This window comes from Synechococcus sp. R65.1 (genome assembly GCF_047461755.1).
Classification (GTDB): domain Bacteria; phylum Cyanobacteriota; class Cyanobacteriia; order Thermostichales; family Thermostichaceae; genus Thermostichus.
Map to the genome: position 1 here is coordinate 71,961 of NZ_JANSHU010000008.1, position 24,861 is coordinate 96,821.

Annotated in this window: 19 protein-coding genes and 1 other RNA gene; 8 read left to right on the forward strand and 12 right to left on the reverse strand. The window is 60.6% G+C overall.

Annotated elements, in window-relative coordinates; genetic code table 11:
* The first annotated feature begins 107 nt into the window (after positions 1–107).
* A complete protein-coding gene (locus tag NW814_RS05490) occupies positions 108–1,985 on the forward strand; it encodes a protein kinase domain-containing protein (protein ID WP_414405502.1) in 1,878 nt (625 codons plus the stop codon).
* A gap of 45 nt (positions 1,986–2,030) precedes the next feature.
* On the opposite strand, the gene ssrS is transcribed toward NW814_RS05490, so the two are convergent.
* Positions 2,031–2,216: non-coding RNA, 6S RNA (gene ssrS, locus NW814_RS05495), on the reverse strand.
* Positions 2,217–2,402: 186 nt separating this feature from the next.
* On the opposite strand from ssrS, the gene NW814_RS05500 reads away from it, so the two are divergent.
* Complete coding sequence (locus tag NW814_RS05500; RefSeq protein WP_414393172.1) at positions 2,403–2,927, forward strand: hypothetical protein; 525 nt, start codon at positions 2,403–2,405, stop codon at positions 2,925–2,927.
* 3 nt (positions 2,928–2,930) lie between these two features.
* Here the strand turns inward: NW814_RS05500 and NW814_RS05505 are convergent, their stop codons facing one another.
* The gene (locus NW814_RS05505) at positions 2,931–3,158 is read right to left on the reverse strand and encodes an indolepyruvate ferredoxin oxidoreductase subunit alpha (protein WP_414393171.1); all 228 of its coding nucleotides are present in this window, start codon (positions 3,156–3,158) and stop codon (positions 2,931–2,933) included.
* A 322-nt stretch (positions 3,159–3,480) separates the two neighbouring features.
* Here NW814_RS05505 and NW814_RS05510 point away from each other — a divergent pair, with 322 nt between their 5' ends.
* On the forward strand, positions 3,481–5,091 hold the full coding sequence (locus NW814_RS05510; protein WP_414405503.1) for an S-layer homology domain-containing protein: 1,611 nt from the start codon (positions 3,481–3,483) through the stop codon (positions 5,089–5,091).
* Positions 5,092–5,215: 124 nt separating this feature from the next.
* Here the strand turns inward: NW814_RS05510 and NW814_RS05515 are convergent, their stop codons facing one another.
* Together NW814_RS05515 and NW814_RS05520 are read right to left on the reverse strand one after the other, a co-directional pair.
* On the reverse strand, positions 5,216–5,845 hold the full coding sequence (locus NW814_RS05515) for a pentapeptide repeat-containing protein (protein ID WP_414405504.1): 630 nt from the start codon (positions 5,843–5,845) through the stop codon (positions 5,216–5,218).
* Positions 5,846–6,129: 284 nt separating this feature from the next.
* On the reverse strand, positions 6,130–7,842 hold the full coding sequence (locus NW814_RS05520) for an HD domain-containing protein (RefSeq protein ID WP_414405505.1): 1,713 nt from the start codon (positions 7,840–7,842) through the stop codon (positions 6,130–6,132).
* Positions 7,843–8,015: 173 nt separating this feature from the next.
* Here NW814_RS05520 and thrS point away from each other — a divergent pair, with 173 nt between their 5' ends.
* Complete coding sequence (gene thrS / locus NW814_RS05525) at positions 8,016–9,827, forward strand: threonine--tRNA ligase (protein WP_414405506.1); 1,812 nt, start codon at positions 8,016–8,018, stop codon at positions 9,825–9,827.
* Here thrS and malQ read toward each other — a convergent pair.
* Complete coding sequence (gene malQ, locus NW814_RS05530; RefSeq protein ID WP_414405507.1) at positions 9,805–11,433, reverse strand: 4-alpha-glucanotransferase; 1,629 nt, start codon at positions 11,431–11,433, stop codon at positions 9,805–9,807. The genes thrS and malQ overlap by 23 nt on opposite strands.
* 82 nt (positions 11,434–11,515) lie before the next feature.
* A complete protein-coding gene (gene pyrE, locus NW814_RS05535; protein ID WP_414405508.1) occupies positions 11,516–12,130 on the reverse strand; it encodes an orotate phosphoribosyltransferase in 615 nt (204 codons plus the stop codon).
* A gap of 158 nt (positions 12,131–12,288) precedes the next feature.
* Here pyrE and NW814_RS05540 point away from each other — a divergent pair, with 158 nt between their 5' ends.
* Together NW814_RS05540 and recR are read left to right on the forward strand one after the other, a co-directional pair.
* Positions 12,289–12,618: a YbaB/EbfC family nucleoid-associated protein gene (locus NW814_RS05540; RefSeq protein WP_414393158.1), complete on the forward strand. Its 330-nt coding sequence runs from the start codon at positions 12,289–12,291 to the stop codon at positions 12,616–12,618.
* Between the two features lie 4 nt (positions 12,619–12,622).
* Complete coding sequence (gene recR / locus NW814_RS05545) at positions 12,623–13,222, forward strand: recombination mediator RecR (protein WP_414393157.1); 600 nt, start codon at positions 12,623–12,625, stop codon at positions 13,220–13,222.
* 227 nt (positions 13,223–13,449) lie between these two features.
* Here recR and NW814_RS05550 read toward each other — a convergent pair whose 3' ends face one another.
* The 3 genes from NW814_RS05550 to glnA form a co-directional block, all read right to left on the reverse strand.
* The gene (locus tag NW814_RS05550) at positions 13,450–14,178 is read right to left on the reverse strand and encodes an SDR family oxidoreductase (RefSeq protein WP_414405509.1); all 729 of its coding nucleotides are present in this window, start codon (positions 14,176–14,178) and stop codon (positions 13,450–13,452) included.
* Between the two features lie 66 nt (positions 14,179–14,244).
* A complete protein-coding gene (locus tag NW814_RS05555) occupies positions 14,245–14,784 on the reverse strand; it encodes a hypothetical protein (RefSeq protein ID WP_414405510.1) in 540 nt (179 codons plus the stop codon).
* A gap of 264 nt (positions 14,785–15,048) precedes the next feature.
* Positions 15,049–16,473, reverse strand: a complete 1,425-nt coding sequence (gene glnA, locus NW814_RS05560) for a type I glutamate--ammonia ligase (RefSeq protein WP_414405511.1) — start codon at positions 16,471–16,473, stop codon at positions 15,049–15,051.
* 283 nt (positions 16,474–16,756) lie between these two features.
* Here glnA and trxB point away from each other — a divergent pair, with 283 nt between their 5' ends.
* Complete coding sequence (trxB, locus tag NW814_RS05565; RefSeq protein WP_414405512.1) at positions 16,757–18,175, forward strand: thioredoxin-disulfide reductase; 1,419 nt, start codon at positions 16,757–16,759, stop codon at positions 18,173–18,175.
* Positions 18,176–18,183: 8 nt separating this feature from the next.
* On the opposite strand, the gene purL is transcribed toward trxB, so the two are convergent.
* The 3 genes from purL to psaM form a co-directional block, all read right to left on the reverse strand.
* On the reverse strand, positions 18,184–20,478 hold the full coding sequence (purL, locus tag NW814_RS05570) for a phosphoribosylformylglycinamidine synthase subunit PurL (protein ID WP_414405513.1): 2,295 nt from the start codon (positions 20,476–20,478) through the stop codon (positions 18,184–18,186).
* Positions 20,479–20,489: 11 nt separating this feature from the next.
* Positions 20,490–22,913, reverse strand: coding sequence for an ATP-dependent DNA helicase RecG (gene recG, locus NW814_RS05575; RefSeq protein WP_414405514.1), 2,424 nt, complete (start codon positions 22,911–22,913; stop codon positions 20,490–20,492).
* 137 nt (positions 22,914–23,050) lie between these two features.
* The gene (gene psaM, locus NW814_RS05580) at positions 23,051–23,143 is read right to left on the reverse strand and encodes a photosystem I reaction center subunit XII (RefSeq protein ID WP_414332959.1); all 93 of its coding nucleotides are present in this window, start codon (positions 23,141–23,143) and stop codon (positions 23,051–23,053) included.
* A 207-nt stretch (positions 23,144–23,350) separates the two neighbouring features.
* Here psaM and glyA point away from each other — a divergent pair, with 207 nt between their 5' ends.
* Positions 23,351–24,676, forward strand: coding sequence for a serine hydroxymethyltransferase (glyA, locus tag NW814_RS05585; RefSeq protein WP_414405516.1), 1,326 nt, complete (start codon positions 23,351–23,353; stop codon positions 24,674–24,676).
* Positions 24,677–24,861: the final 185 nt, after the last annotated feature.

Genomic DNA, 24,861 nt, shown 5'->3' on the forward strand with positions numbered 1-24,861 from the left:
CAGCCTAAGTAGCCCAGGATCAGCCAGATCCTCTCTTCCCCGACCGCCTTCAGCTCCAAGCCGACTAGAATCGCTGACAGGTCTGCCACAGCCGGCCTTCCTCCTCCATGAACCCGCAACTGATTGGACAACTGATTGGCAACCGCTACCGGCTGATCCGACCCATCAGTGAGGGGGGGTATGGCCAGGTGTTCGAGGCAGTGGATACCCAGCTTGGCCACGAGGTGGTAGCTGTCAAGTTGCTGCGCCCGCCGCCGCCGGACATGGGGCCGGAGTACTACCAGCAACTGCAGCAGCGTTTCCTGGACGAGGCAAGGGTAAGTGCTTTGCTGGGGGAGCACCCCAACATTGTGCAGGTACGCTCCTACGGCCTGTACCAAAACCAGCCCTACCTGGTGATGGAGTACCTAAACGCCAAGCCCTACACGGGCCAAGGTTTGGACTCCGTGCTGGCGCAAGAGGGCCCTCTGCCTCCTGAGCGGGTGGTGAACTTGGCCTTGCAAATTTGCTCAGCCTTGCACCATGCCCACAACTTCCACATGGATCTAGGCAAACACTCCATTCGCGGCGTTATCCACCGCGACATCAAGCCGAGCAATATCTTCGTGCAAAAGGGTCCTGACGGCAAGGAGCGGGTCAAAATCCTCGACTTCGGCATTTCCAAGCTCATGGGAGAAGCCTCTCGCCGCTTGACGCAGACGGGCTATTTTCTGGGCACGATGGTCTACGCCTCCCCGGAGCAAATGCGAGGAGAAAAACTAGATGCCCGCTCCGACATCTACTCCCTGGGGGTGGTGCTGTACGAGTTACTCACTGGCAAGCTTCCCTTCGAGCCCGACACCGATACCTTGCAGGGCTGGTACCACGTCCATAACTTTCAGCAGCCCCGTCCCCTGCGAGACCATCCCCTGCCTCACCCTATCCCCGAGGCGCTGGAAAAGGTGGTGCTGCGTTGTTTGGAGAAAGACCCTGCCCTTCGCCCCGCCACTATGGAAGAGCTGGCTCAAGAGCTCCAGGCTGTCTATTCTCCGCGGCAAGAGGAGACCCCTCCCCGGCGTATCCCCGCGGGCTTTGGCGGGCAAGGGACTCCACAGGCTCCCTCCAGCTCGGAGGTAGATGAGAAAAAGCTGCAGCAAGCCGTGCATTGGATCGAGGCAGGCGAGTACAAGAAGGCCGTCCGCCTCCTCAGCGAGCTAATCCAGAAGACTCCCAACGACGCCCGCTACTATCTCTACCGCGGCCTGGCTCACCAACGGCAAGGCCATTGGGGTCTTGCCCAGATGGACTACCAAGGGGTGCTGCGGCTGGAACCGGGCAATCCCTTTGCAGAACAGGGGCTACGCGAGGTCGAGCAGCAGGTGGGTTCTGACCACAGACCTACCCTGTTTCCTACAGCTACACCTCGGCGGGGCAGAAGGTTGGCCTGGGCTTGGCTTTTGGCCAATGGGGCAGCAGCTGGCGGCGGCTACCTAGGGTTGGCGGCTCTGGCTCCGCTGCTGGTTCCTTTCGGATCCCTCCAAGGGGCGGTGGTTGGGGCTGGTCTTGGCCTGATGACGGGGCTACTGCAGTGGGCAGTGCTGCGGCGGCAGGTCTCTTGGTGGTGGGTGGCAGCTACGCTGCTGGCTACAGCTGTGGGTTGGCTGGCGGCAGATCTCCTAGCTCCTCAGGTGGAGGGGGTGATCCCTGTTTTTGATCCGAATGATCCCTGGATCCAGAGGATCCTTCCAGCGATGGCTAGCCCCCTACGCGGCTTGCTGGTGGGTCTTGGCCTCGGTGGGCTGCAAGGGATCCTACTCGCTCGACAGGGGAAAGTTGCCTGGGCCTGGCTCTTAGCAGCAGGGGCAGAAGGGGGAGGAGCGGCTCTGCTCATGGACCTGCTGTTGGCTAGCTCTGCTGGGAACCCCTGGTTGCTGCTCCTTGCAGGTCTTTTGGCCTCTACCCGTCCCCTTAGCGCTCTTGTGCTTTTGTATTGGTGCCGCAGGTAGTAAAGACTCCAAACAACAAGAAAGCCCTCTCCTGAGGGCCTCCTTAGGGATACTGTTTGCGCCGTTTTACCGTTGTTTTCGACCTGGAAAATCCACGATAGGACATCGGGGATGATATTGATAGTTTCCAAACCAAGTTTGGCTTACTACTCTCACATCCACACCCGTCCTAATTGCCAAAGGGTATCGATCGCAAAAACATAACGGCAGTCACCAACGCCTCAGTATCCTTTGGCAATCTTACCCCATTCCCCTGCGGGATCTGTCAAGGGCCTAGCAAGAAGTCCCTCTTCGGATCCCTTGCTCTGTGGCTTTTTGGGGTACGGTAGGGGCATGCGGGTTAGGTAGCTCCCGTAAAGGGGAGAATCTCTGCGTGCATCCGTTTTGGAATGTCCCTATTGAAACGTCCTTCTAGCCATGCTGGGTTCTCTGTTGGACAACATCTACGGCGCCTGGTTCCTGCCAGAACGTACCTTTCGCTTGCTGCGGCAACAGCCTGTCCTCTGGCAGGCGTTTGGGGTGGTAGCGCTGCTTAACCTCCTCGAGGCCATTCGCCGCTTCGGGTTCAACCTGCCGAGCCTAGTACTGGCAGTCCTGGCGGGATTCCTGGGCTGGGTGAGCTTGGCAGCTTTGTTGCAGGGCCTGGCCTTTTGTTTTGGGCGGGCTGCCCCCTCCTTTGCGGCCCTGCTTTGCCTGACGGGTTTTGCCGGCCTGCCCTGGCTTCTGCTGGGGCCTGCCCAAGCTTTGGGCGGGGTTGCCGGATCCCTGTTGGGCTTGGTGGCCCTGGTGTGGTTTGGGGTTTGGCAGGTGCGGGCGGCGGCGGTGGCCCTGGATCTAGAGTGGTGGCGTCTGGTAGGCCTGATCCCGATGGCCTTTCTGGGAGGGATCCTTTCCCTGAACTGGTTGACCAGTGGCCTCTTGGCCTTGGCCTCTCTGGGCTAGAGGTTAGCTGGGTACTCGTTGCAGCTCTGGTCTTTCCTCGGGGAGGATAGCGCCCTCTACGGGGCAAACCTGGAGACAGATGCCGCAGTCAATGCAAGCAGCAAAGTCGATCCAGAAGTAGTCGGTGCCTTTGGCATTTTTGCCGTTCCCAGGGTGAATACAGGCAACCGGGCAAGCCTCCACGCAGTCGGCAACGCCTTCGCAAACGTCAGTAACAATGGTGTGCGGCATGGATCCCTCCCGCGGACGCTTCTTAGTCCTGTTGGCCAAGGCAGCTAGCCTCAAGTCTGTCCGCCCTCTGCCCCTGCATGGCGGATGGCTTTGTCATTCTAGGCGAAAACGAGCGTAAATTCTTGGGGAGCCACCGCCAAAGAGCGCACCCGCAACTGCTAGCGAAGGCGGGGAGAGAGGGTGGAAGTTTGGGCTAAGCTTTCCCTGAGGGAATCCAAATTAAACGGGAGCGGCAGCCATGCGGTGCTCGTGGCCCCTGGCGCTAGGCCTAGGTTGGGTGCTCGCCTGGTCGAGTGCTAGCCTACCCACCTGGTCCCAAGGTGTGCAACAGCAAGCCTCGCTGGCCTGGACTGAAGCCTACGTGGCAGCGCTGGAGCGCCAAACAGACCTGGTGCTGACCCGGGAGCCACTGTCAGCCCCTCTCACCCGCCTGGAATTGGCCCGGTGGTTAACCGAATTTTTCGGCTACGTGCCCAACCCCAAGCAGGTGCAAGAGATTCGCGACCTTGAGCCCAATACCCCTGACTATTGGACGGCGCAGGCGGTGCTACAGGCAGGGGCCATGCGTCTTTACGAAGGCAACGAGTTCCGCCCCCAAGGGGATCTCACCCGCCTAGAAGCTCTAGCCATCCTGGTGCGGGCCTTGCGATTGCCTGCTCCCAGCCAGGCTGACATCGAGCGCTGGATGGCTCTGTACACCGACGCTGCTGAGGTGCCAGAGGTGGGGCGAGCTCTTGTGGCTATGGCAGGGGAAGCGGGCCTATTGGTGAATGTGCCGGATCCCGCCAAGCTGCGGCCCAACCGGATCCTCAGCCGTGGTGAAGGAGCAGTGCTGCTGCACCAGGCGCTGGTACATCGCGGAAAGCTGCCGCCTCTGCCGCCTCCAGTAGCCCAACTGCGTCCTTCCCCGGCGCCAGTGGCCAAAAGCGTTCAGCCTGAAATCTTGCAAACACGAGTCATTCCTGAAGCGGGAGTGGTGCTGCCAGGGCAAACCCTGACGGTCGAGGCCCAGGGCACCCCCAACGGCAAGGCCAGCGTGGATATCGGCGACCTGGTGCGGGGCTTGCCCATGGAGGAGGTGCAGCCTGGCTACTACCGCGCCGTTTACACCCTTGGCCCCCAAGACAGCGCCCTTAGCCCCGACATCCGCATTCAACTTAGCCTCAACGGGCTGGAGACCCGTGTTCAGCGGCGGCTCCCCCAGTTGGCCTTGGGCAAGGTCGCTCCCCCACGAGTAGAGCCACTGTTCCCTTCTTCAACCCCTCTGCCCCAGCCGGCCCCTGCCCCTCCTACCCCCCTGGCCGCCAGCCACGGCCCTCGCATCACGGCCATTCGCCTGCATCCCCAGCGCGACCTAGTGGAAGGAGATATCCTCACCATCGCCATCTGGGGGGACTCAGGAGGAGTTGCCCAATTTGACCTGGGCAACCTGGCCCTAAACCAGCCAATGCGGGAGGTGCGGCCTCACCACTACGAGGGCACCTACGTGGTGGCTCCCACCCACCAGGCCACCAATCCCACCTTGCGGGTTGTGCTTACCAAAGACGGCCTCAGCCAGGAGTACCGGGAGATCTTTCCTTTCTCAATCGATGGATCCAAAGGAACCCGCCCCACCATTCAGCCGGCTTCTGGGCCTGTGGTCGCCGGGCCGCCTCGGATTTTCAGCGTTACCACCAACAGCACCAACCTGCGCAGGGGCGAGATCCTCAGAGTAACAATGCAAGGGGATCCCGGAGGGCGGGCCGCTTTTCGTATTGTCGGGGTAACTCCCGAGGTAGAGATGCGGGAGGTGGCACCGGGCCTCTATGAAACTCAGCAGCAACTGCCCTCCAACATGCAGCCAGTTAACGACGGCATCATCGAGGTAATCTTGGAGCGGGGCGGGCAAAGGGCCATCCAAACCAGCCCCTCGCCCATTACCATTGCTCCTTGACCATGCGATCTCTCTAGGCCTGGCCCGTGTGGGAGGGGCCAACTAAAAACAGCATGATTCCTGACGCAGGGAGATCTAGTACGCCTTTGCCGCTTTTTCAACCAACACCCCATAGACCTTGGGGCTACAAAGTCGAAGGATGGTATGTCCCATCGGGAAGAATCGTGCCCGTCAAATCTTTGAGCCGTTCCCATCCAAAGTCAAGCTTGGCACCTGTTAGGTTGGCCCCTCTGAGCTGAGTACCCACCAGTTCGGCCCCGCTCAGGTTAGCCCCAGTCAGGTCAGCCCAGCTTAGATTGGCTCCAGTCAGCAGGGCCCCTCTCAGATTGGCCTTGGCTAGGATAGCCCCGCCTAGGTTGGCACTGCCCAGGTTGGCTCCGCCTAGGTCGGCCCCCCTCAAGTCAGCCCAGCGGAAGTCGCGCTCGCCAGCATCGTACCGTGCTCGAACATCTCCAACCTGGCGTAGGCGGAGGAGCTGGTACTCCTTTGCCACCTGCACGTGCCGGGGATCAAGCGATTTCAGGAGTGTCTCCCAAGCAGCAAACTTCACTTCCCAATCCCCATCTTCGTGCAGGGCTTTGATGAGAAGCTGCGCCCCTTCTTCTCCATGGTGGAGAGCCTCTTTAAGGGCCTCGATGCGGACCTGGGGATCCGGACTGGCCAGGGCTTGTCGAATAGCCACCAGGTTACCCAAGGCTCGATCCAATCCGGCAGGCCCTTGTCCGCCCGAAACAGTATTGAAGTTTTCCGCCACCGTACTGCCTCCTGGCTAGACGTTAGCTTGGCCTCAACAGCCACATGCTGCCTCGTGAGAGTAAGTCAGCCCCCTCAAAAGCAGGGATTCTTTCACGCACTCTGGGCCGATAGAGACGAGCACTTAGTGGAGCCGAGCCCAGATAGATCCCACCCAGCCGCCATGGAAGTGAAATCCACACCCACAAATTTTTGCCGTAATCAGCAGACCCCCAGGTGTCTCCACTGCCAACAGTCTGAGTAGAGCCAAGTCTTGAGTCTACTTGTGCAGAATGTATTCCCTGGCTAGACGGCTACCTCAAAGGGATCGGCGCTGGGCTGGATCTGGGTGGATAGTTTGGGAATTACCTGCAGCTTGAACTGTTGCTCGAAGACCTTTTTCTTCTCGTTCAAGCTCCACAGCTCTAGGGCGCAGTCGTCGTTGGGATGCTTAGGATCCAAAATTAGCTCCATACGGCGGGGGCCCTCTCCCAAAAGCTGGAAACGGCAGTGCACCGCTTGGATGGCCTGCAGGCGGCGGCGATCAAGAGCACAGGCTATGCGCAGCAAGGGGCTAAGTTCCAGTACCACTTGGCGATCCCGCTCGTTGGTGAGGCGCTGGAAGTTCTCGTGCTTCTTCTTGGGGGGCGACTTGCGATGGTAGCGGGCTAGGTTGGCAATCACCTCCACCTCTTCCTCGTTGAAGCCCAAGAGTTCCCCGTGGCGGATGAGGTAGTAGGAGTGTTTATGGTGGGCGGCATGGCTGATGAAGTGGCCGCAGTTGTGCAGCATGGCCGCCGCCCAGAGGAGAGCTCGCTCCCGGGATCCCCAGCCGTGCAAGATGCCACGGGTTTGATCGAAAAGGCTGAGGGCAAATTCTGCCACCCGCTCGGCATAGGGGATCTCGACTTGGTATTTTTCTGCCAACTTGAGGACGCTACGCCGCCGCACCGAGCTGTGGTAGCGCAGCCGATCTTCAATTAACCCTTGGCTGATCATCCAATCCACGATCAGCCCTTCCCGCAAGGCCCGCTCGCAAAACTGGATCTGCTCCACCCCCAGCAGGGTCATCACTGCCTCCAAAATGACCGCCCCAGCTAGGATAATCTCTCCCCGCCTTTCCCCGAGGCCAGGTAGCTTTTGCCGCTCGGCCACGGTGAGGGAGCGCAGCTCCTTGATGTAGCCGCGCAGGGCTTCCAGGCTAAACCTGTACCCGTGCAGGCGAGCGGGGGGATCGCCCAGGCGGCGGCGGGCATCCAACTGGGCCAGGCACTCCACGGTGCCGGAGGTGCCCACCAAGGCCAGGGATCCCGCCTGGGGGGACGACTCGACAATGCGCCGCATCTGCTCGATGGGAGCTTCCAACATGCCGCGAATATGCTGCCGCAGCGCCTGCAGCTCACCAGCCGTAGGCGGGTCGTGGTGCAGGAAAGCTTGGGTCAGGCGCACCGCTCCCACCTTGATGCTGCGCAGAAACTCCGGCTCTTGGCCGTTGCCCAAAATCAGCTCAGTGGAGCCGCCACCGATATCCACCACCGCGTGCAGCCGGTTGTGGAACTCCATGGCCGAGAGCACGCCCAGGTAGATGCGGCGGGCTTCCTCCTGCCCTGAGATGAGCTCCACCCGCAGGCCCAGCTCCCGCTCAATCCGCTTCAAAAACTCTAGCCCATTGGGGGCTTCGCGCACGGCACTGGTGGCCACCGCAACAATATCCTGCACCTGAAAGCTTTCGGCAATGCGGCAAAACCGCTCCAGAGCCGTCCGCGCCCGTTCCATGGCAACAGGCGTAAGGGCACCTGTCTGGCTGCAAAACTCCCCCAGGCGGACAGTGGCTTTTTCGCGGGAGATGATGGTGAAGCTGGGGATGTGGGGGTTGATGCGCACCACCACCATGTGCAGAGAGTTGCTGCCCACATCGATGGCGGCGATGACGGGGGCAGCTCCCGCGTCTGCAATGGAGAGCGGCTTCAGTTCAGAGGCGGCAGAGCGTGTAGCGAGGTTGGCGGGCGAGAGGCTCATGAAGCCAATGCAGGGGTGGCAACACCTTCTAGAATACTGTGCGCTTTTGCCCCTTTTTCTTGGTCAACCGCTGGCTTTAGGGGCATCTCAGCCAGCCAGCTGTTGGTTGTCCTCCTTGGGGCTGCCCTTGCCTCAGCCTAAGATTAAGTACGAAGTTGTTACCGCGGGTTCCGATGTCTCGACCAGCCGAATCGCCTCAACAGGCCAGTAGTCCTCTCAAGCTGCTGCGCACTCAGGAGTCTCCCAAGCTGGAGCGCATTCGCCATACCACCTCCCATGTGATGGCTATGGCGGTGCAGAGGCTGTTTCCCAAGGCGAAGGTAGCCATCGGCCCGACAACCGACTACGGCTTCTACTACGATTTCGACCACCCCGAGCCCTTCACGCCGGAAGATCTGGAGCGCATCAAAAAGGAGATGCAGGCCATTATCAAAAAAGGCTTGCCGGTGATCCGCGAGGAGGTGACTCGAGAAGAAGCTAGACGCCGCATCGAGGCTCTTGGCGAACCTTACAAATTGGAGATCCTTGAGAGCATCCCCGAAGGCGAGCCCATCACCATCTACCACCTGGGGGACGAGTGGTGGGATCTCTGTGCTGGCCCCCATGTGGAAAACACCAACGAGCTCAACCCCAAGGCTTTTGACCTGCTCAGCGTGGCCGGCGCCTACTGGCGGGGAGACGCAACCAAACCTCAGCTACAGCGCATCTACGGCACGGCCTGGGAGACGCCGGAGGAGCTAAAGGAATACAAGCGGCGGCTGGAAGAGGCCAAGCAGCGGGATCACCGCAAGCTGGGCAGGGAGCTGGGGCTATTTATCTTTTCCGACGAGGTGGGGCCGGGCCTGCCCCTTTGGACTCCCAAGGGAACCCTTCTGCGCTGGGTGCTGGAGGATTTTCTCAAGCAAGAGCAGCTCAAGCGGGGCTACTTGCCAGTGGTCACCCCCCACATTGCCCGCGTGGATTTGTTCAAGATCTCCGGCCACTGGCAAAAGTATCGGGAAGACATGTTTCCCCTGATGGCAGAAAGCGAGGAAGCGCGGGCGGCAGAGCAAGGCTTTGTCATGAAGCCGATGAACTGTCCTTTTCACATCCAGATCTACAAATCGGAGCTGCGATCCTACCGCGACTTGCCGCTGCGCTATGCCGAATTCGGCACCGTCTATCGCTACGAACAGTCGGGGGAACTGGGGGGCCTGACCCGCGTTCGCGGCTTTACGGTGGACGACGCCCATCTCTTTGTCCGGCCCGATCAGTTGGAGGAGGAGTTTCTCAAGGTTGTGGATCTAATTCTGGTAGTCTTCGACAAGCTCAAACTCAAGAATTTCCGTGCCCGCCTCAGCTTTCGCGATCCCAAGTCTGACAAGTATCTGGGATCGCCGGAAGAATGGGACATGGCTGAAAATGCCATTCGCCGTGCCGTGGAGAAGTTGTCGATGCCCTATTTTGAAGGGATCGGGGAGGCAGCTTTCTACGGGCCGAAGCTGGACTTTATCTTCCGCGACGCGCTGGATCGGGAGTGGCAGTTGGGCACGGTGCAAGTAGACTACCAAAACCCGCAGCGCTTTGATTTGTACTACGTAGCCGAGGACGGATCCCGGCAGCGGCCGGTAATGATCCACCGCGCTCCCTTTGGCTCGCTGGAGCGGCTCATCGGGATCCTCATTGAAGAGTACGCGGGGGATTTTCCCTTTTGGCTTGCGCCGGAACAGGTGCGCATTTTGCCCGTTTCCGACCAATACCTGGGCTACGCCCTCCAGGTGCGGGATCAGCTGCGGGAGCACGGGATCCGCGTCCACATCGATGCCGACAGCGAGCGCCTGCCCAAAAAGATCCGCAATGCCGAGAAGGCCAAGATCCCCTTCATGCTTATCGTGGGAGAACAAGAACAGGCAACCGGCACGGTAAGCGTGCGGCAGCGCCACGGAAAAGACCTGGGATCCCTGACGGTGGCTGAGTTCCTGGCTAAGGCGCAAGCGCTTGAGTAGAACCTGCCTGGGAATGGCTTCTTGGGGCTGCTGCAGCCGCCCGTTCCTGGGCCAGGGCCGCCCGCCGTTGTTCTAGATCATGGGGAGAGATGCGTCCATAGGTCACGCTCATCTCGGCCAGCCGCTGGGCCAGCTCTGGGCGCAGCATCTCCTCGCGGTAGCGCCAGGCCCAGTTGTTTTCGGCTCTGCCGGGGAAGTTCATGCGCGCCTCTGCCCCCAAGCCCATTACGTCCTGGAGGGGAATAATGGCCAAATCGGCCACGGAAGCAAGGGCCAGGCGAATGAGATCCCAGTGGATGCCAGCGGATCCCTGGCAGCCCAGGTAGCGCAGCAGGTTCTGCTTCTCCCACTCCGGGCGATCCGGATCCTCAAACCAACCCACTATGGTGTTGTTGTCGTGGGTACCCGTGTAGACGACGAAGTTGCGCTCGTAGCTGTGGGGCAGGTGGGGGTTGTCGGGGCCGGCGCCAAAGGCAAATAGCAGGACCTTCATGCCGGGCAGGCTGAATTGATCCCGCAGTTGCACCACCTCTGGCGTAATCTCTCCTCCTAGATCTTCGGCAATGATTGGAATTTCCCCCAGCTTGTCGGCCAACGCCTGAAAGAAATCCGCTCCCGGTCCCTTTTGCCACTCGCCTTCCACCGCCGTTTCTGCCTTGCTGGGAATAGCCCAGTAGCTCTCGAAGCCGCGGAAGTGGTCAATGCGCACATAGTCCACCTGCTTGAGGATGGCCTGGATGCGCCGGATCCACCAGTCGTAGCCGCGAGCCTTAAGCACCTCCCAGTTGTAGAGGGGGTTGCCCCAGCGTTGCCCAGTGGGGCTGAAGTAATCGGGGGGGACGCCGGCTACCCATAGGGGCCGCCCCTCTTCATCGAGCTGAAACAGCTCCCGGTTGGCCCACACGTCAGCACTGTCGGCGGCAACATAGATGGGTACATCGCCAATGAGCTGCACTTGATGCTGGTGGGCATACTCCCTTAGGGATCTCCACTGCTGGGCAAACAGATACTGCCAAAACATCTGGCGGGTGACTGCGTCGGCGTAGCGGTCGCGGGCCTCCTGGAGAGCAAGGGGATCCCGCTGGGCTAGGGCTGGAGGCCACTGAGTCCACTCTTGCTCGCCATACACCTCTTTGAGAGCCATGAAGAGAGCGTAGTCCGGTAGCCAATCCGCCTCCTCGGCACAGTAGGCGTGAAAGGCTTCCCAGTCAGCAGCGCTAGCCTTTTCCTTGAAGGTGGCCCAGGCCCGCTGCAAAAGACCCAGCTTGAAGGGGATGACAATCCCGTAGTCCACCCGCTCAGCATCCCCCGCCTGGATGGCCGGCCACTGGGGCAGCTCCTCCCAGGCGTTGGCCTCCAGCCAGCCAGCTTCGACCAGTAGCTCCGGGCTAATCAGCAGCGGGTTGCCGGCAATGGCAGAAAAGCTCATGTAAGGGGAGTTGCCCCAGCCAGTGGGCCCCAGAGGCAGCACCTGCCAGAGGCGCTGGCCGCTTTCTACCAGAAAATCCACAAACCGATAAGCGGCCGGCCCCAGGTCGCCAATGCCAAAGGATCCCGGCAGCGAAGTGGGGTGCAAGAGGATCCCACTGAGTCTGCCCCTGCGCATGGCTGTGCCTTTTTGCCCAAAAGTATTCCACCGCCTATGCTGTCACTTTTGCAGCTTGATGGAAAGTCCCCGCACGCCCAAGCTAGCTCCTCAAGCCTTGACCGACAGCCCGGTGGCAAGCCCGCACCTCTTCGAGAGTAAACAGGCGGCGAAAGGGAATCCCCATCTGGCAAAAGCGAGCTTCTGCCCCTTCCTGCCGGTCGACTAAGGCGAGGATTCCTTCTGCCCGATAGCCTGCCGCGCGTACCCGCTCTACAACCTTGAGGGCAGAGCCACCCGTAGTGACGACATCCTCCAAGATCCACACTCGACTCTCGGCTGGCAGTTCTGGCCCCTCGATCCAGGCCTGGGTGCCATGAGCCTTGGGCTCTTTGCGGACAATCAGGGCTGCTAGGTTAGCCGGCTGGGCATAAAGAGAAGCCAAGCTCACTGCCGTCACCAGGGGATCTGCCCCCAGCGTCATCCCGGCAACTGCTGCTGTTTCAGGAGGCAATAGCCGATGAAGCAGGGATCCAGCCAGGTAGGCCCCCTGGGGGTGGAGGGTGACCGGCTTGCAGTTGATGTAGTAGGAGCTCTGCCGCCCGGACGTGAGGGTAAAGGATCCCTCGCGGTAGGCCAGCTGTGCCAGCAAATAGAGCAATTTCTCCCGCGCCTCAGCCGGGGAAAGGTTTAAGGGGGAACACTCCAGTAACAACACAGCAGGGATCCAAGTTTTTCCACTGCACTCGTTGCAACGATAGCCGAAGATGGCAGCCCAACAAAGAAGCCCGATCCAATCTGGAAGGGCAGGTACTTTTACCAACGGAAGGAAAGGAGTAGAGTAGAACAGCAGAGTCTCTCAACTACGAGGATCCCATGACGCGAGGCTTTGGACCCTTTGGCAAGATTCAGGAAGCCCTCAAAAAAGCTCAAGAGGTGCGCGACGGCGCCCAAAAGCTGCAAAAAGAGCTAGAAGAAATGGAAATTGTTGGCGAGGCCGGCAATGGCTTGGTGAAGGTGACGGTCAACGGCAACCAGGAGCCCCTTAAGGTGTCCATAGATCCCCAAGTCCTCCAGGAGCCAGTGGATGTGGTGGAGGACTTGCTGCTGACGGCAATGGTAAATGCCTACACCCAGTCGGCTGAGACGATGCGCAAACGCATGGAGGAACTGACGGCAAATATCAGCCTGCCGGGGCTGGGCTAATCCTGTGTACACTCGCCCTTTGGCTCGCCTAATCGAGGAGCTGCAGCGCCTGCCCGGCATTGGCTCCAAAACCGCTCAGCGGCTGGCCTTGCACTTGCTCAACAGGCCCGCCCACGAGGTCGAGGCCCTGGCCCAAGCCCTACTGGAAGCCAAGCAAACCGTTAAGCACTGCTCCATCTGCTTTAACTGGTCGGCAGAGGATCCCTGCGAGATCTGCCGCTCCCCCCAGCGGGACCGCCTGCTCTGGTGCGTGGTGGCCGATGTCAGGGATCTCATCGCCGTAGAGCGAACGCGCGAGTTTAAGGGTCTCTACCACGTATTGGGGGGCTTGATCTCGCCCATGAATGGGATCGGGGCTGAGCAGTTGCGCATCCGCGAACTGGTGGCACGGGTGGCGCGGGAGAAGCCCCAGGAGCTCATTTTTGCCCTCAGCCCCAGTGTAGAGGGGGAGGTCACCATGCATGTGGTTAAAGATTACCTGAAGCCGGTTGCTCCCAACCTGCGCATGACTCGTCTAGCTTTTGGCCTGCCCATGGGATCGGAGTTGGAGTATGCCGACGAGGTTACCCTGGCCCGAGCCTTGGAAGCGCGGCAGGAGCTGTAGCAGCAGGCTGCCGGAAGGACGGGCTGGGGAGCTAGTCGGTGAAGCCCAGGATCCAAACTCTCCTAGATAGGATCAGAGCTGGCAAGGCGTTCCGGGAGGCGGGTGGTGGCGCCAAACACCCTGCCCAAATAGCCGCAAGTAGCTCTCTAGCCCCCCAGCCAAGAGGGGCCTTGCCAAGTTAGCCAGCAGGGATCCCACCTCTAGCCTGGAGGTGCTCTTGGCAAGCTTTAGAGGAACTGATGGCTCTCTGGCTGCAGCACTACCTCATTGGGCACGGCATTGGCCGGCAGGGTGAGGACAAAGCGAATGGCCTCGGCAGCCGTGGCGGGGCTGAGCATTTTGTCCCTTTGCACCTTGAGGCTGATGGGATCCCAAAAGGGCGAGTCGATGCCGCCAAAGTAAAACAGGGTAAAGCGCACCCCAAAGCGCTTTAGCTCATCGGCCATGCACTTGGTAAAGCCGACCACGCCAAATTTGGCAGCACAGTAAGCCGAGGCCATGGCCATGGGGTGGCGACCCAGAATGCCGGGGAAGTTGAGAATATGGCCGGACTTCTGCTCCCGCATGGCGTTGGCCACCAGTTGGCTGGTGTAGAAGCTGCCCTTGAGGTTGACCGCCAGCATCTGCTCCAGGTCAGCGGGGGTAATTTGCGGGGCAGGTTTGAGGATGCCGGCGCCGGCCAGGTTGATTAGCACATCGATCCGCCCGTGCCTCTGCAGCGTTTGGGTCACCAGCGCCTCGACCTGGGCGTAGTCGGTTACATCTGTGGGGATCCCTACTCCAGAAGCAGCCCCGAGGGCTACTGCTTTCTCGGCCAAGGTGGCTAGGGGCCCTTCTCGCCGCGCCGCCAGCACCAGATGGGCTCCGGCCTGGGCCAGGAGAGGCACAAGGGCGCTGCCAATGCCCCCTGTGGCCCCTGTAATGAGAACAACCGCCTGGGACAATGAGGAAGACACGTTACGTTTTTTAAACTCTTCCTCTCATCATACCCAGGGAGTGGCCTTGAGGGACGATCCAGAGAGTTAAACGCGACGCAGCCGCAGTCGTTGCACCCATTCTTCCCCAAAGCGCAGCCAGTCTGCCATTTTTTCTGGACTCACCGGTGGGTCATCCCGCCAAATGACAAGCTGCGGCCCGAATCCCTCCGCACAACAAGGAGGATGCTGCTCCAAGAAGTTGAGGAAACTGGGATGGAAGCGCAGGCGAATCTTAGCCTCATCTTCTCCGCGCAAAAGGTAGCGGCGAGAAAAGTCGGGATGGTTCTCGAAATTGATATCCTGCATGCCAAAAGCTTTAGCAACGTCGTGGAACAAGGGAACTTCTGGGTGCAGCCGAAAATGAGGTAGCCGTAGGTCTTCGCAATAGGCCCAGAAAACAGAAAAGTAATAATTTCTTCCTCTGGAAGCCTTCCAGCTGTAGTCAAAGATGGCGATTTCGGTTCCATCGTTCAGTCGTTTGAACATCGAGTTGTAGAAACGAGCGCCGCCTCGTTGGAATAGCTCAAAGCCAGCCTGAAGCAAGCGGGATCGGATCCCTTCGGGTAGCTCCGCCGAAAACGACATTCCCAACCTCCTGGCTACCCGCTCCAAGGCTTCCCGACGCCTCTTCTCTAGATAGGCGATAAGCGCCAGAGGGCCTAAGAAAAGAAGGACGAGAAAAAGGACAAAAATAATAAGACCTATAACCATCCCATCCAAACCCCCCCTGAGTTTGTAAACTCAGCACCCCCACCCAGAGTACCAGAGCAGGCACAAAAAAGGGATCCCTCCAGCAAGAAGGGATCCCGTTCAAAAGCCTTGGCCGAGAACTAATGGTTTAGATGAGAATCAGGCGTCGAAATAGAGCGCGAACTCGTAGGGGTGAGGCCGCAGGTTAATGGGGTTGATCTCGTTGTCGATCTTGTACTCGATGTAGGTCTCGATGAGATCCTCAGTGAAGACGCCCCCCTCCAACAAGAAGTCGTGATCCTTCTGCAGGCTTTCCAAAGCATCCAGCAGGGATCCGGGCGTGGAGGGGATCTTGGCTAGCTCCTCCGGCTCCAGATCGTAGATGTCTTTGTCGAGAGGCTCGCCGGGGTGGATCTTGTTCTTGATCCCGTCCAAGCCAGCCATCAGCATAGCCGAGAAGGCAAGGTAAGGGTTGCAGGTGGCATCTGGGCAGCGAAACTCCAGCCGCTTGGCCTTGGGGTTTTTGCCCGTTACCGGAATCCGAATGGCTGCGGAGCGGTTGCCCTGCGAGTAGGCCAAGTTTACCGGCGCCTCAAACCCAGGCACCAGGCGCTTGTAGGAGTTGGTGGTGGGGTTGGTGAAAGCCAGAAGGGCTGGTGCATGCTTGAGGAGGCCACCGATGTAGTAGAGAGCTATCTCGCTGAGATCCGCGTAGTTGCCTTCTTGGTAGAAGAGGGGCTGGCCGTCTTTCCAGAGAGACTGGTGCGTGTGCATGCCGCTGCCGTTGTCGTTGAAGAGGGGCTTGGGCATGAACGTCACCGTCTTGCCGTGCTTGCGAGCCACGTTCCGGATCACGTACTTGTAAATCATCATGTAGTCGGCAGAGGTGAGCAGGTCGGCAAAGCGGTAGCCCAGCTCTCCTTGCCCGCCAGTGGCCACCTCGTGGTGGTGCTTTTCGATGGGCACCCCCAACTTGGCCATGGTTAGCAACATCTCGGTGCGGAGGTCTTGGTGGGCATCGGTGGGCGGCACAGGGAAATAGCCTTCTTTGTAGCGCGGCTTGTAGCCCAGGTTGCCCCCTTTCTCCTCCCGGCCTGAGTTCCAGCGGCCCTCGATGGAATCGACGAAGTAGTAGCCGGCGTTCTGAGTTTGGTCAAACCGTACATCTTCAAAGATGAAAAACTCTGCCTCGGGCCCAAAGTAAGCCGTATCGGCAATGCCTGTCGATTGCAGGTAAGCCACAGCCCGCATGGCCAGGCTCCGAGGACAACGGCTGTAGGGCTGGCCGGTGCGGGGTTCAATGATGTTACAGATGAGGCTGAGGGTGGGCACTTGGAAAAAGGGGTCGATCCAGGCCGTTTTGGGGTCTGGCACCATGTACATGTCCGACTCGTTGATGGATTTCCAGCCCCGGATGCTGGAGCCATCAAAGGGCAGCCCTTCGCTAAAAACTTGCTCCGTCAGCATTGAAGAGTGGAAGGAGACATGCTGCCAGGTGCCAAAGAGATCCACAAACTTGAGATCCACCATCTGGATATTGTTGTCGTGGATCATTTGGAGCACTTCTTGTGGGGTGGATGCCATGCCTTTCTCCTAACTTGACTTGGGTTGCGGTTGAAACTAAGACAGGCCGAAAGCGCTCACCCATCCTAGAAAGGCCGACACCAGCTTTTTGTATCTTCTGATACAAGGATGACCTGGTTCCAGCCTTCCCTTCGTCAAAGAGCAGCTCACCGGCAATCCGCGGGAGAACGAAAATGAAACTGACAAGCCCTGGCCTCCTTGAGGCTGCGGAATCGTGTTAAGTTAAAGCGTAGTCATTACGAGTTTGACTTGATAGTCCCGTTGCGGAAGGGGAGATAGAGCAATGACAAACCAAGGTCGGGTTGAGAATGTGGTCATTATTGGCTCGGGCCCTGCTGGGTTGACTGCAGCCATTTACGCTGGGCGCGCCAACCTAAAGCCGGTGGTGTTCGAGGGGTTTCAAGTGGGCGGGATCCCGGGTGGGCAACTGATGACCACCACCGAGGTGGAGAACTTTCCGGGCTTTCCCGAGGGCATCAGCGGTCCCCAACTGATGAAGAACATGCGCGCTCAAGCAGAGCGGTGGGGGGCAGAGCTTTACCCCGAGGATGTTACCTCTGTGGACCTCAGCCAGCGGCCGTTTGTGGTTCGCTCCGAGGAACGGGAAGTGCGCACCCACAGCCTCATCATTGCCACCGGGGCTACGGCCAAGCGCCTGCACCTGCCGGGGGAGGAGATCTACTGGAACCGGGGCATGTCGGCCTGTGCTGTCTGCGATGGGGCCATGCCCATGTTTAGGGGAGTGGAACTGGTGGTGATTGGCGGTGGCGATACCGCCTGTGAGGAGGCCACCTACCTGACCAAGTTTGGATCCCATGTCCATATGCTGGTGCGCAGTGGCAAGATGCGGGCCAGCAAGGCCATGCAAGACCGGGTGCTCAACCACCCCAAGATTACGGTGCACTGGCACACGGAGGCGGTAGAGGTTCTGGGCGACGGCCAGCGCCTGACTGGCGTGAGGGTGCGCAACAACCAGACCGGCGAGCTGCAGGAGATGGCGGTAGGGGGGGTATTCTACGCCATTGGCCACAAACCCAACACGGACTTGTTCAAGGGGCAACTGGAGCTGGATGAAGCTGGCTACATTGTCACCCGCCCTGGTTCTGTAGCCACCAGTGTGGAGGGGGTATTTGCCGCTGGGGACGTGCAAGATCACGAGTTTCGTCAGGCCATCACCGCTGCCGGCACCGGCTGTATGGCGGCCATGCTGGCGGAGCGCTGGCTCTCGGAGCGAGGTCTAGCTCAGGAATATCCCGTTGTCCCGCCGAGCCAGCCGGAACTCGCTTCTGCTATCGAGGTAGAGCCTGCGGGAGGCTCTGCTGTCGAGGAGGCCGGTTTTGAGCAGGAGGTGCAAGAGGACCTCGACTTCAACCAAACTTGCCATGAAGGGGGCTATGCCCTGCGGCGGCTTTACCATGAGAGCAATCGCCTGCTGATGGTCAAGTACACGGCTCCCACCTGTACCCCTTGCCATGCCCTCAAGCCAATCCTGAACAAGGTCATCGAAGAGTTTGCCAACAAGCTGCACGTGGTGGAGATCGATATCGAGAAGGAGCCGGAGATTGCCGAGGCCGGCGGGGTAACCTGTACGCCAACGGTGCAGTTTTTCAAAAACAAGGAGCTGGTGGCCCAGGTGGTGGGCGTCAAGCCCAAGTCCCACTACCGCGAGGTGATCCAGGCCAACTTGTCCGAATCAGCCTAGTCTACCAGCTAGTCGGCAAAGGCACTGGAGTAGGCGGCCTGTAGAGCTGCCAAAGAGACCGACAACACGGGATCCCCTTCTGCAGTAGTCACCACCAAGGGATCCGCTGGCCCGCCCACCTGTCCTAGAAGCTGCCACTGGCGGGGAAGCTGCGACTCTAGGTAGGCTTCCCAAGGAGAGTGCTGGGCTGGATCGACGGAAACGAGGATGCGGCTGGATCCCTCGCCAAAGAGAGCTAGATCCCAACGGGTAGACGGAGAGGGGATCCAGATCTTGGCCCCTCGTCCGCCGCTGAGGCAGGCTTCCGCCAGCGCCACGGCCAGTCCCCCCTCACTGCAGTCGTGGGCGGAGCGCACCCACCCCTGCCGGATGCCGTGGCGGCAGGCTGCTTGCACCTGCCTTTCCAGTTCCAGATCCACCGGCGCGGGCCGGCCTGTAACTTTCTGGTAAATGACCGCCAAGTACTCACTTCCCCCCAGGCTGGCGACGGCCTGGGATCCCAAGAGGTAGATGAGATCCCCTTCTTGCTGCCACCCCTGGCCACAGATGAATTTCAAGTCCGGAATGAGACCCACCATGCCGATGACAGGAGTGGGGTAGATGGCCTGGGATCCCTTCTCGTTGTAGAGGGAGACGTTCCCCCCGGTTACCGGCGTGCCCAGGGTGCGGCAGGCATCCCCAATCCCCCGACAGGCCAGGGTCAACTGCCAGTACACCACCGGATTTTCCGGGTTGCCGAAGTTAAGGTTGTCGGTTACGGCCAAGGGATCTGCCCCCACGCAGGAAAGGTTGCGGGCGGCTTCGGCCACCGCAGCTTTGGCCCCCTCATAGGGATCCAGGTACACCCAGCGACCATTGCCGTCTACGGTGGCGGCAATCGCCTTGCGGGAAGCCTGCAGGGGTGGCACTTCGCCTACGCCAAATTTCTGGGGGCGGATGCGGATGACCGCCGCATCTCCCTGTCCCGGCCAAAGGACGGTGTTGTTTTGCACCTGGTGGTCGTACTGGCGATAGATCCAGGCTTTGCTGGCCAGGGTGGGGCTTGCCAAAAGCTGTAGCAGCACCTGCTCCCACGCCAGCGTTTCCTGGGGTAGGTGGATCCCTTGCCGGTCGCAGGGGGGAAGGGTACTGGGATCCCATTGCCAGGCTGCCTGCACATACTCTGGCGGCTCTGGCAACACGGGACGGACGTATACAGGGGTATCCTCCGCCAAGGCCCGCGCCGGCACTCGCACCACGCAGGATCCCTGGTGCCAGATCTCCACCAGCGGCTCGGCAATGACTTCCCCAACCACGCTGGCCTGCAGGCCCCAGCGGTGGAAGATCTCTATGACCTCTGCTTCCCGGCCTTTCTGCACCACCAGCAGCATCCGCTCTTGGGACTCCGAAAGGAGGTACTCCCAAGCTTCCATGCCGCTTTCTCGGGCCGGCACCCGGTCGAGGTCGAAGCGGATCCCCACCCCTCCCTTGGCCGCCATCTCCGCGGTGGAGCAGGTGATCCCGGCAGCGCCCATGTCCTGCGCAGCCACCACTGCTCCTGTGGCAAAGGCTTCCAGGCAGGCCTCGATGAGACATTTGCCGAGGAAGGGATCCCCCACCTGCACGGCTGGCCGGTCTTGGTGCGCATCTTCTTTCAGCTCGGCGCTGGCAAAGCTGGCCCCGCGGATCCCATCCCGCCCGGTGGTGGCGCCGACATACAAGACAGGGTTGCCCACCCCCCGCGCTGCCGACTTCACCACTGCTGGTGCCTCCAAAAGCCCCAAAGCCATGACGTTGACTAGGGGGTTGCCGCTGTAGCAGGGATCCACGGCCACTTCGCCCCCCACCGTGGGCACCCCCACGCAGTTGCCGTAGTGGGCGATCCCCTCCACCACTCTGGCCATCAAGCGGCGGTTGCGGGGATCCGTCAGCGGCCCAAAGCGCAGGGAGTTCAAGAGCGCAATGGGGCGGGCGCCCAGGGTAAAGATATCGCGTAGGATGCCCCCCACGCCGGTGGCCGCCCCCTGGAAGGGCTCCACGGCTGAAGGGTGGTTGTGGGACTCGATCTTAAAGGCCAGCCAGTCCCCATCCCCCAAGTCCACCACGCCGGCATTTTCCCCTGGCCCTACCACCACCCGCTCGCCCGCAGTGGGAAAGTTTTTCAGCAGAGGGCGAGAGTTCTTATAGCAGCAGTGCTCCGACCACATCACCCCAAACATGGCCAGCTCGGTGGGGTTGGGATCCCGGCCCAGTTGCTGTTGGATCTGTTGATACTCCTGGGAAGAGAGGCCGTGGAGCTTCAGCTCTTCAGGGGTAGGGGGCATAGGCACCAAGGCTAAGTCAACAAAGCGGGCCCCAAAAGGCGGGCCTGGCGTTCTTCCAGTATGTGGCGCAGGCGGGGCCACTGCTGCAGCTCAGGGTCTTGGGCAATAAGCTGCTCTGCCGCCTGGCGAGCCAACTGCAGCACCTCTTGGTCGTCCATGAGGCTGGCCAGGGCAAAGTCGGGCAGCCCCGACTGGCGGGTGCCCATCACCTCCCCCGGCCCCCGGAAGCGCAGATCCATCTCGGCAATGAAAAAGCCATCGTGGGACTGCTCCAGGACTTTGAGGCGGCGCAGGGCCTCTTCGCTTTCGGAGGAGGTCATGAGGATGCAATAGGCCTGGTCGGAGCCCCGTCCTACCCGTCCCCGCAGTTGGTGGAGCTGGGAGAGGCCAAAGCGCTCGGCATGCTCTACCAGCATCACCGAGGCGTTGGGCACATCCACGCCCACCTCCACCACCGTGGTGGAAACAAGAATATCCAGCTCCCGCTGGCGAAAGGCCTCGATAACCGCCTCCTTCTCGCTGCTGCTCAGGCGCCCGTGCAGCAGGCCCACCCGGAACTGGGGGAAGACTTTCTCCTGCAGGCGCTGGTGCTCTTCAATGGCCGACTTGAGATCCAGCTTCTCCGACTCCTCAATCAAAGGCAGCACCACGTAGGCCTGCCGCCCCTGGGCAATTTCCCGCTCGATAAGCCGCACCACCTGCAGGCGATCCCCCGGTCGAGCTACCACCGTATGCACCGGCTTGCGCCCCGGGGGCAACTCGTCAATCTGGGTTACGTCCAGATCCCCGTGCAGGGCCAGGGTAAGGGTGCGGGGGATGGGGGTGGCCGTCATGGTCAGGACATCGGGGTGATCCCCTTTCTGTTGCAGGGCAGCCCGCTGCTCTACCCCAAAACGGTGCTGCTCGTCGATGACCACCAAGCCCAGGTTGCGAAACTGCACCGCCGGCTGGATGAGGGCATGGGTGCCGACTACCAGGGGCAGCTCCCCGGTTTGCAACTGCCGCAGGATCTCGCGCCGCTTGGCGGGGGGTGTGGAGCCAGTCAAGAGTTCAACGGGCACTTGCAGTTGGCTGAGCCACTCCACCAGCTTGCGGTAGTGTTGCTCGGCCAGGACTTCGGTGGGAGCCATGAGGGCCGCCTGCCAGCCGGATTGAATGGCTGCCAGCAAGGCCGCCACCGCCACCACCGTTTTGCCGGATCCCACATCCCCCTGTAGCAGGCGGTTCATGGGCAAGGGATCCCGCAGATCCGCCAGGATCTCATCGATGGCCCGCTGCTGGCCCGCAGTAAGCTGGAAGGGCAGGATCTGGTAGAAGCGATCCAAGAGCTCCCCTCTGGCGGGCTGGTAGCGAGGTACAGCCTGAGCTTGGGCGCGGTAGCGCTGCCGCCGCTGCAAGAGGCTAAGTTGCAGATAGAAAAACTCGTCGAACACCAGCCGCCGCCGGGCTTGGGCCAGCAGCTCTCGCGTTTCAGGAAAGTGAATCTGCTGCAGGGCAAGGGGCAAGTCCAAAAGCTGCAACTGCCGCTTCAGGTTCTCTGGCAAGGGATCCTCCACCAAGGCGGCTGCCGGCAGGGCAAGCTGGACGGCCTTGCGCACCAGATCGGCGGGGATCCCTTCTGAGAGCGGGTAAACGGGCAGGATCTTGCCCAGCTTGTCCGGATCCTCGCCCTCTCCCCCCAGCACCTCCAGTTGCGGGTTATCCAGCGTCAGGCCAAAGCGGCCTTTCTTCACCAAGCCACTGGCCGCCACCACTGCTCCCTTGGGGTATTGCCGCTCTAGGGCTGCCTGCCAACTGCGCTGGGCAAATTGCCGCCCGCTGTAGAAGCGGCTGAGGGTGACTATGCCGCTTTTGTCGGCAATCTTGAGGTTCAAGATGGTCAGCAAGGGGTTCTTGGGGCTGGTGAAGCAGCTGCAGCTTTTCACCGTCCCCACCAGGGTGACCGTCTCCCCCACCTTGGCCTGGCGAATGGGCACCCGGCGAGAATAGTCCAGGTGATCCCGTGGGAAGTAGTAGAGGGCATCGCGCACAGTATGCAGGCCCAGTTGCGCCAGCTTCTCCGCTGACTTGGGGCCAATGCCTTTGAGAAATTGCAGAGGCTGCTCCAAGCTGAGGCCCTTGGGCGGGGGCAAAGCAGGGCTGGGTGGGGCGGAGTGGGCTTGTTCTTGCTGCCGCCGGAGACGCTCCAGCCAGCGACGGGTTTCTGCCACCAGGTGCTGCCGCTCCGACAGCTCTAGCTGGGGGTAGAGGCGATAGCGGGATCCCAGTTCCCGCCAGCGCCGTCGCTCTTCCCCATCCAGCTTCCAGACAGGGGGGGGATCCTGTGCAAACACGCTCTGCAGAAATTGGGAGAAGGTCTGCTCTCGCCCTCGCAGGTCGGTAAACCCCACCTCTGCTTCTAGGGAAAGGGCGCGCTGAACTCGCTGGAGATCCACCTGGCTCAAGTTGCTTCCGGGCTGGCTACCGGCAGTGTCTCTTATCCAACTTTAGCCAATAGCAACACTCACCCGTTTGACCACTAAATAAGGACCTACCCAGGGGTAGGTCCTGCAGAGCAGCCTTTTGCTGAAAACTAGCTGCGAGCCAGGGCGGATCCCAGGAGCACGGCCATCACTGCCGGCACTAGGGCAATGGCCAGGATAGTGAAAACCTGTGCGTCGGTCATAGCCAACTCCCTAAAACCCTGCCCCCCACTTTACCTTGGCCGGCGGCCAGACCCAGGGCCGAAAAACATTCTTTACAAAGCCTCCTCTGGCCCCTGGGGATCCCCTGGCCTAGCCCCCCTGTGTTACGATGTTGCTCCGTAGGACTGTTGCGACGGCAGGGCGCTGCTGGGCTTTTTTTGTCGGCAACGTTTGCTTTTGGCGTCACCATGGTAGCCGCTCCCCAAAGCTTGACCACCCCCCGGGACAACCTGGCCATCTTGGCGGAAACGGATCCCCTCGTTTACCGCCTGATTCAGCAGGAGCTGAACCGGCAGCGGGATCACCTGGAGATGATTGCCAGCGAGAACTTCACCTCGCCGGCTGTCCTGGCGGCCCAGGGATCGGTGCTCACCAACAAGTATGCGGAGGGGCTGCCCGGCAAGCGCTACTACGGTGGCTGCGAGTTTATCGACGAGATCGAACAACTGGCCATCGACCGCGCCAAGCAACTGTTTGGAGCAGCCCACGCCAATGTGCAGCCACACTCCGGCGCCCAGGCCAACTTTGCCGTTTTCCTGGCCCTGCTGCAGCCGGGAGACACGATCATGGGTATGGATCTCGCCCATGGTGGCCACCTTACCCATGGCTCGCCAGTCAATGTCTCCGGCAAGTGGTTCCGCGTGGTGCACTATGGGGTGGATCCCAAGACGGAGCGAATCGATTTTGACCAGGTGCGGGATCTGGCCCTGCAGCACCGGCCCAAGCTCATCATCTGCGGCTATTCGGCCTATCCTCGGGTCATTGACTTTGCCGCTTTCCGTGCTATTGCCGACGAGGTGGGGGCCTATCTGATGGCCGATATCGCCCACATTGCCGGCCTGGTGGCCACTGGGCACCACCCTAACCCCGTGCCCATCTGCGATGTGGTAACTACCACTACCCACAAGACACTGCGGGGGCCACGCGGGGGCCTGATTCTCACCCGCGACCCGGAACTGGGCAAAAAGCTGGACAAGGCGGTGTTCCCCGGCAGCCAGGGTGGGCCGCTAGAGCATGTCATTGCCGGCAAGGCGGTGGCCTTTGGGGAAGCGCTGCAGCCCAGCTTTGTCCAGTACTCAGCCCAGGTAATCGCCAATGCCCAGGCGCTGGCGGCGACTCTGCAGCGGCGTGGCATCCGCTTGGTTTCGGGGGGCACCGACAACCACCTGATGTTGTTGGACCTGCGCTCGGTCTCGGCGGTGCTGGAGAAAAACGGGGCGGCGGATCCCGTGATGACGGGCAAGCGGGCGGATCGCCTGATGGACGAGATCCACATCACCGCCAACAAAAACGCCATCCCCTTCGATCCGCAGCCGCCCCTTGTGGCCAGCGGCCTGCGTCTGGGATCCCCGGCCTTGACCACCCGCGGCCTAGGGCCGGCAGAATTCGAGGAAATCGGGGAGATCATTGCCGATTGCCTGTTCCGACCGGAGGATCCAGGCGTTCTTGAAGACTGTCGTCAGCGGGTTGCTCAGCTCTGCCGCCGTTTTCCGCTCTACCCTCACTTGGGATAACCGCCATCCTCGCTACGGCCTGCCATGCCCTACTTGGTTGCCTTTCTCGCTGCTGCCTGTGTGGTCTTGTGGGCAACCCCGGTGGTGAAGGCGGTCGGGATCCGCAGCGGCCAGTTGGATTTTCCTGACGAGCGTAAGATCCACCGGAAGCCGATGGTGCGCCTGGGGGGGGACTCCAGCTTTTT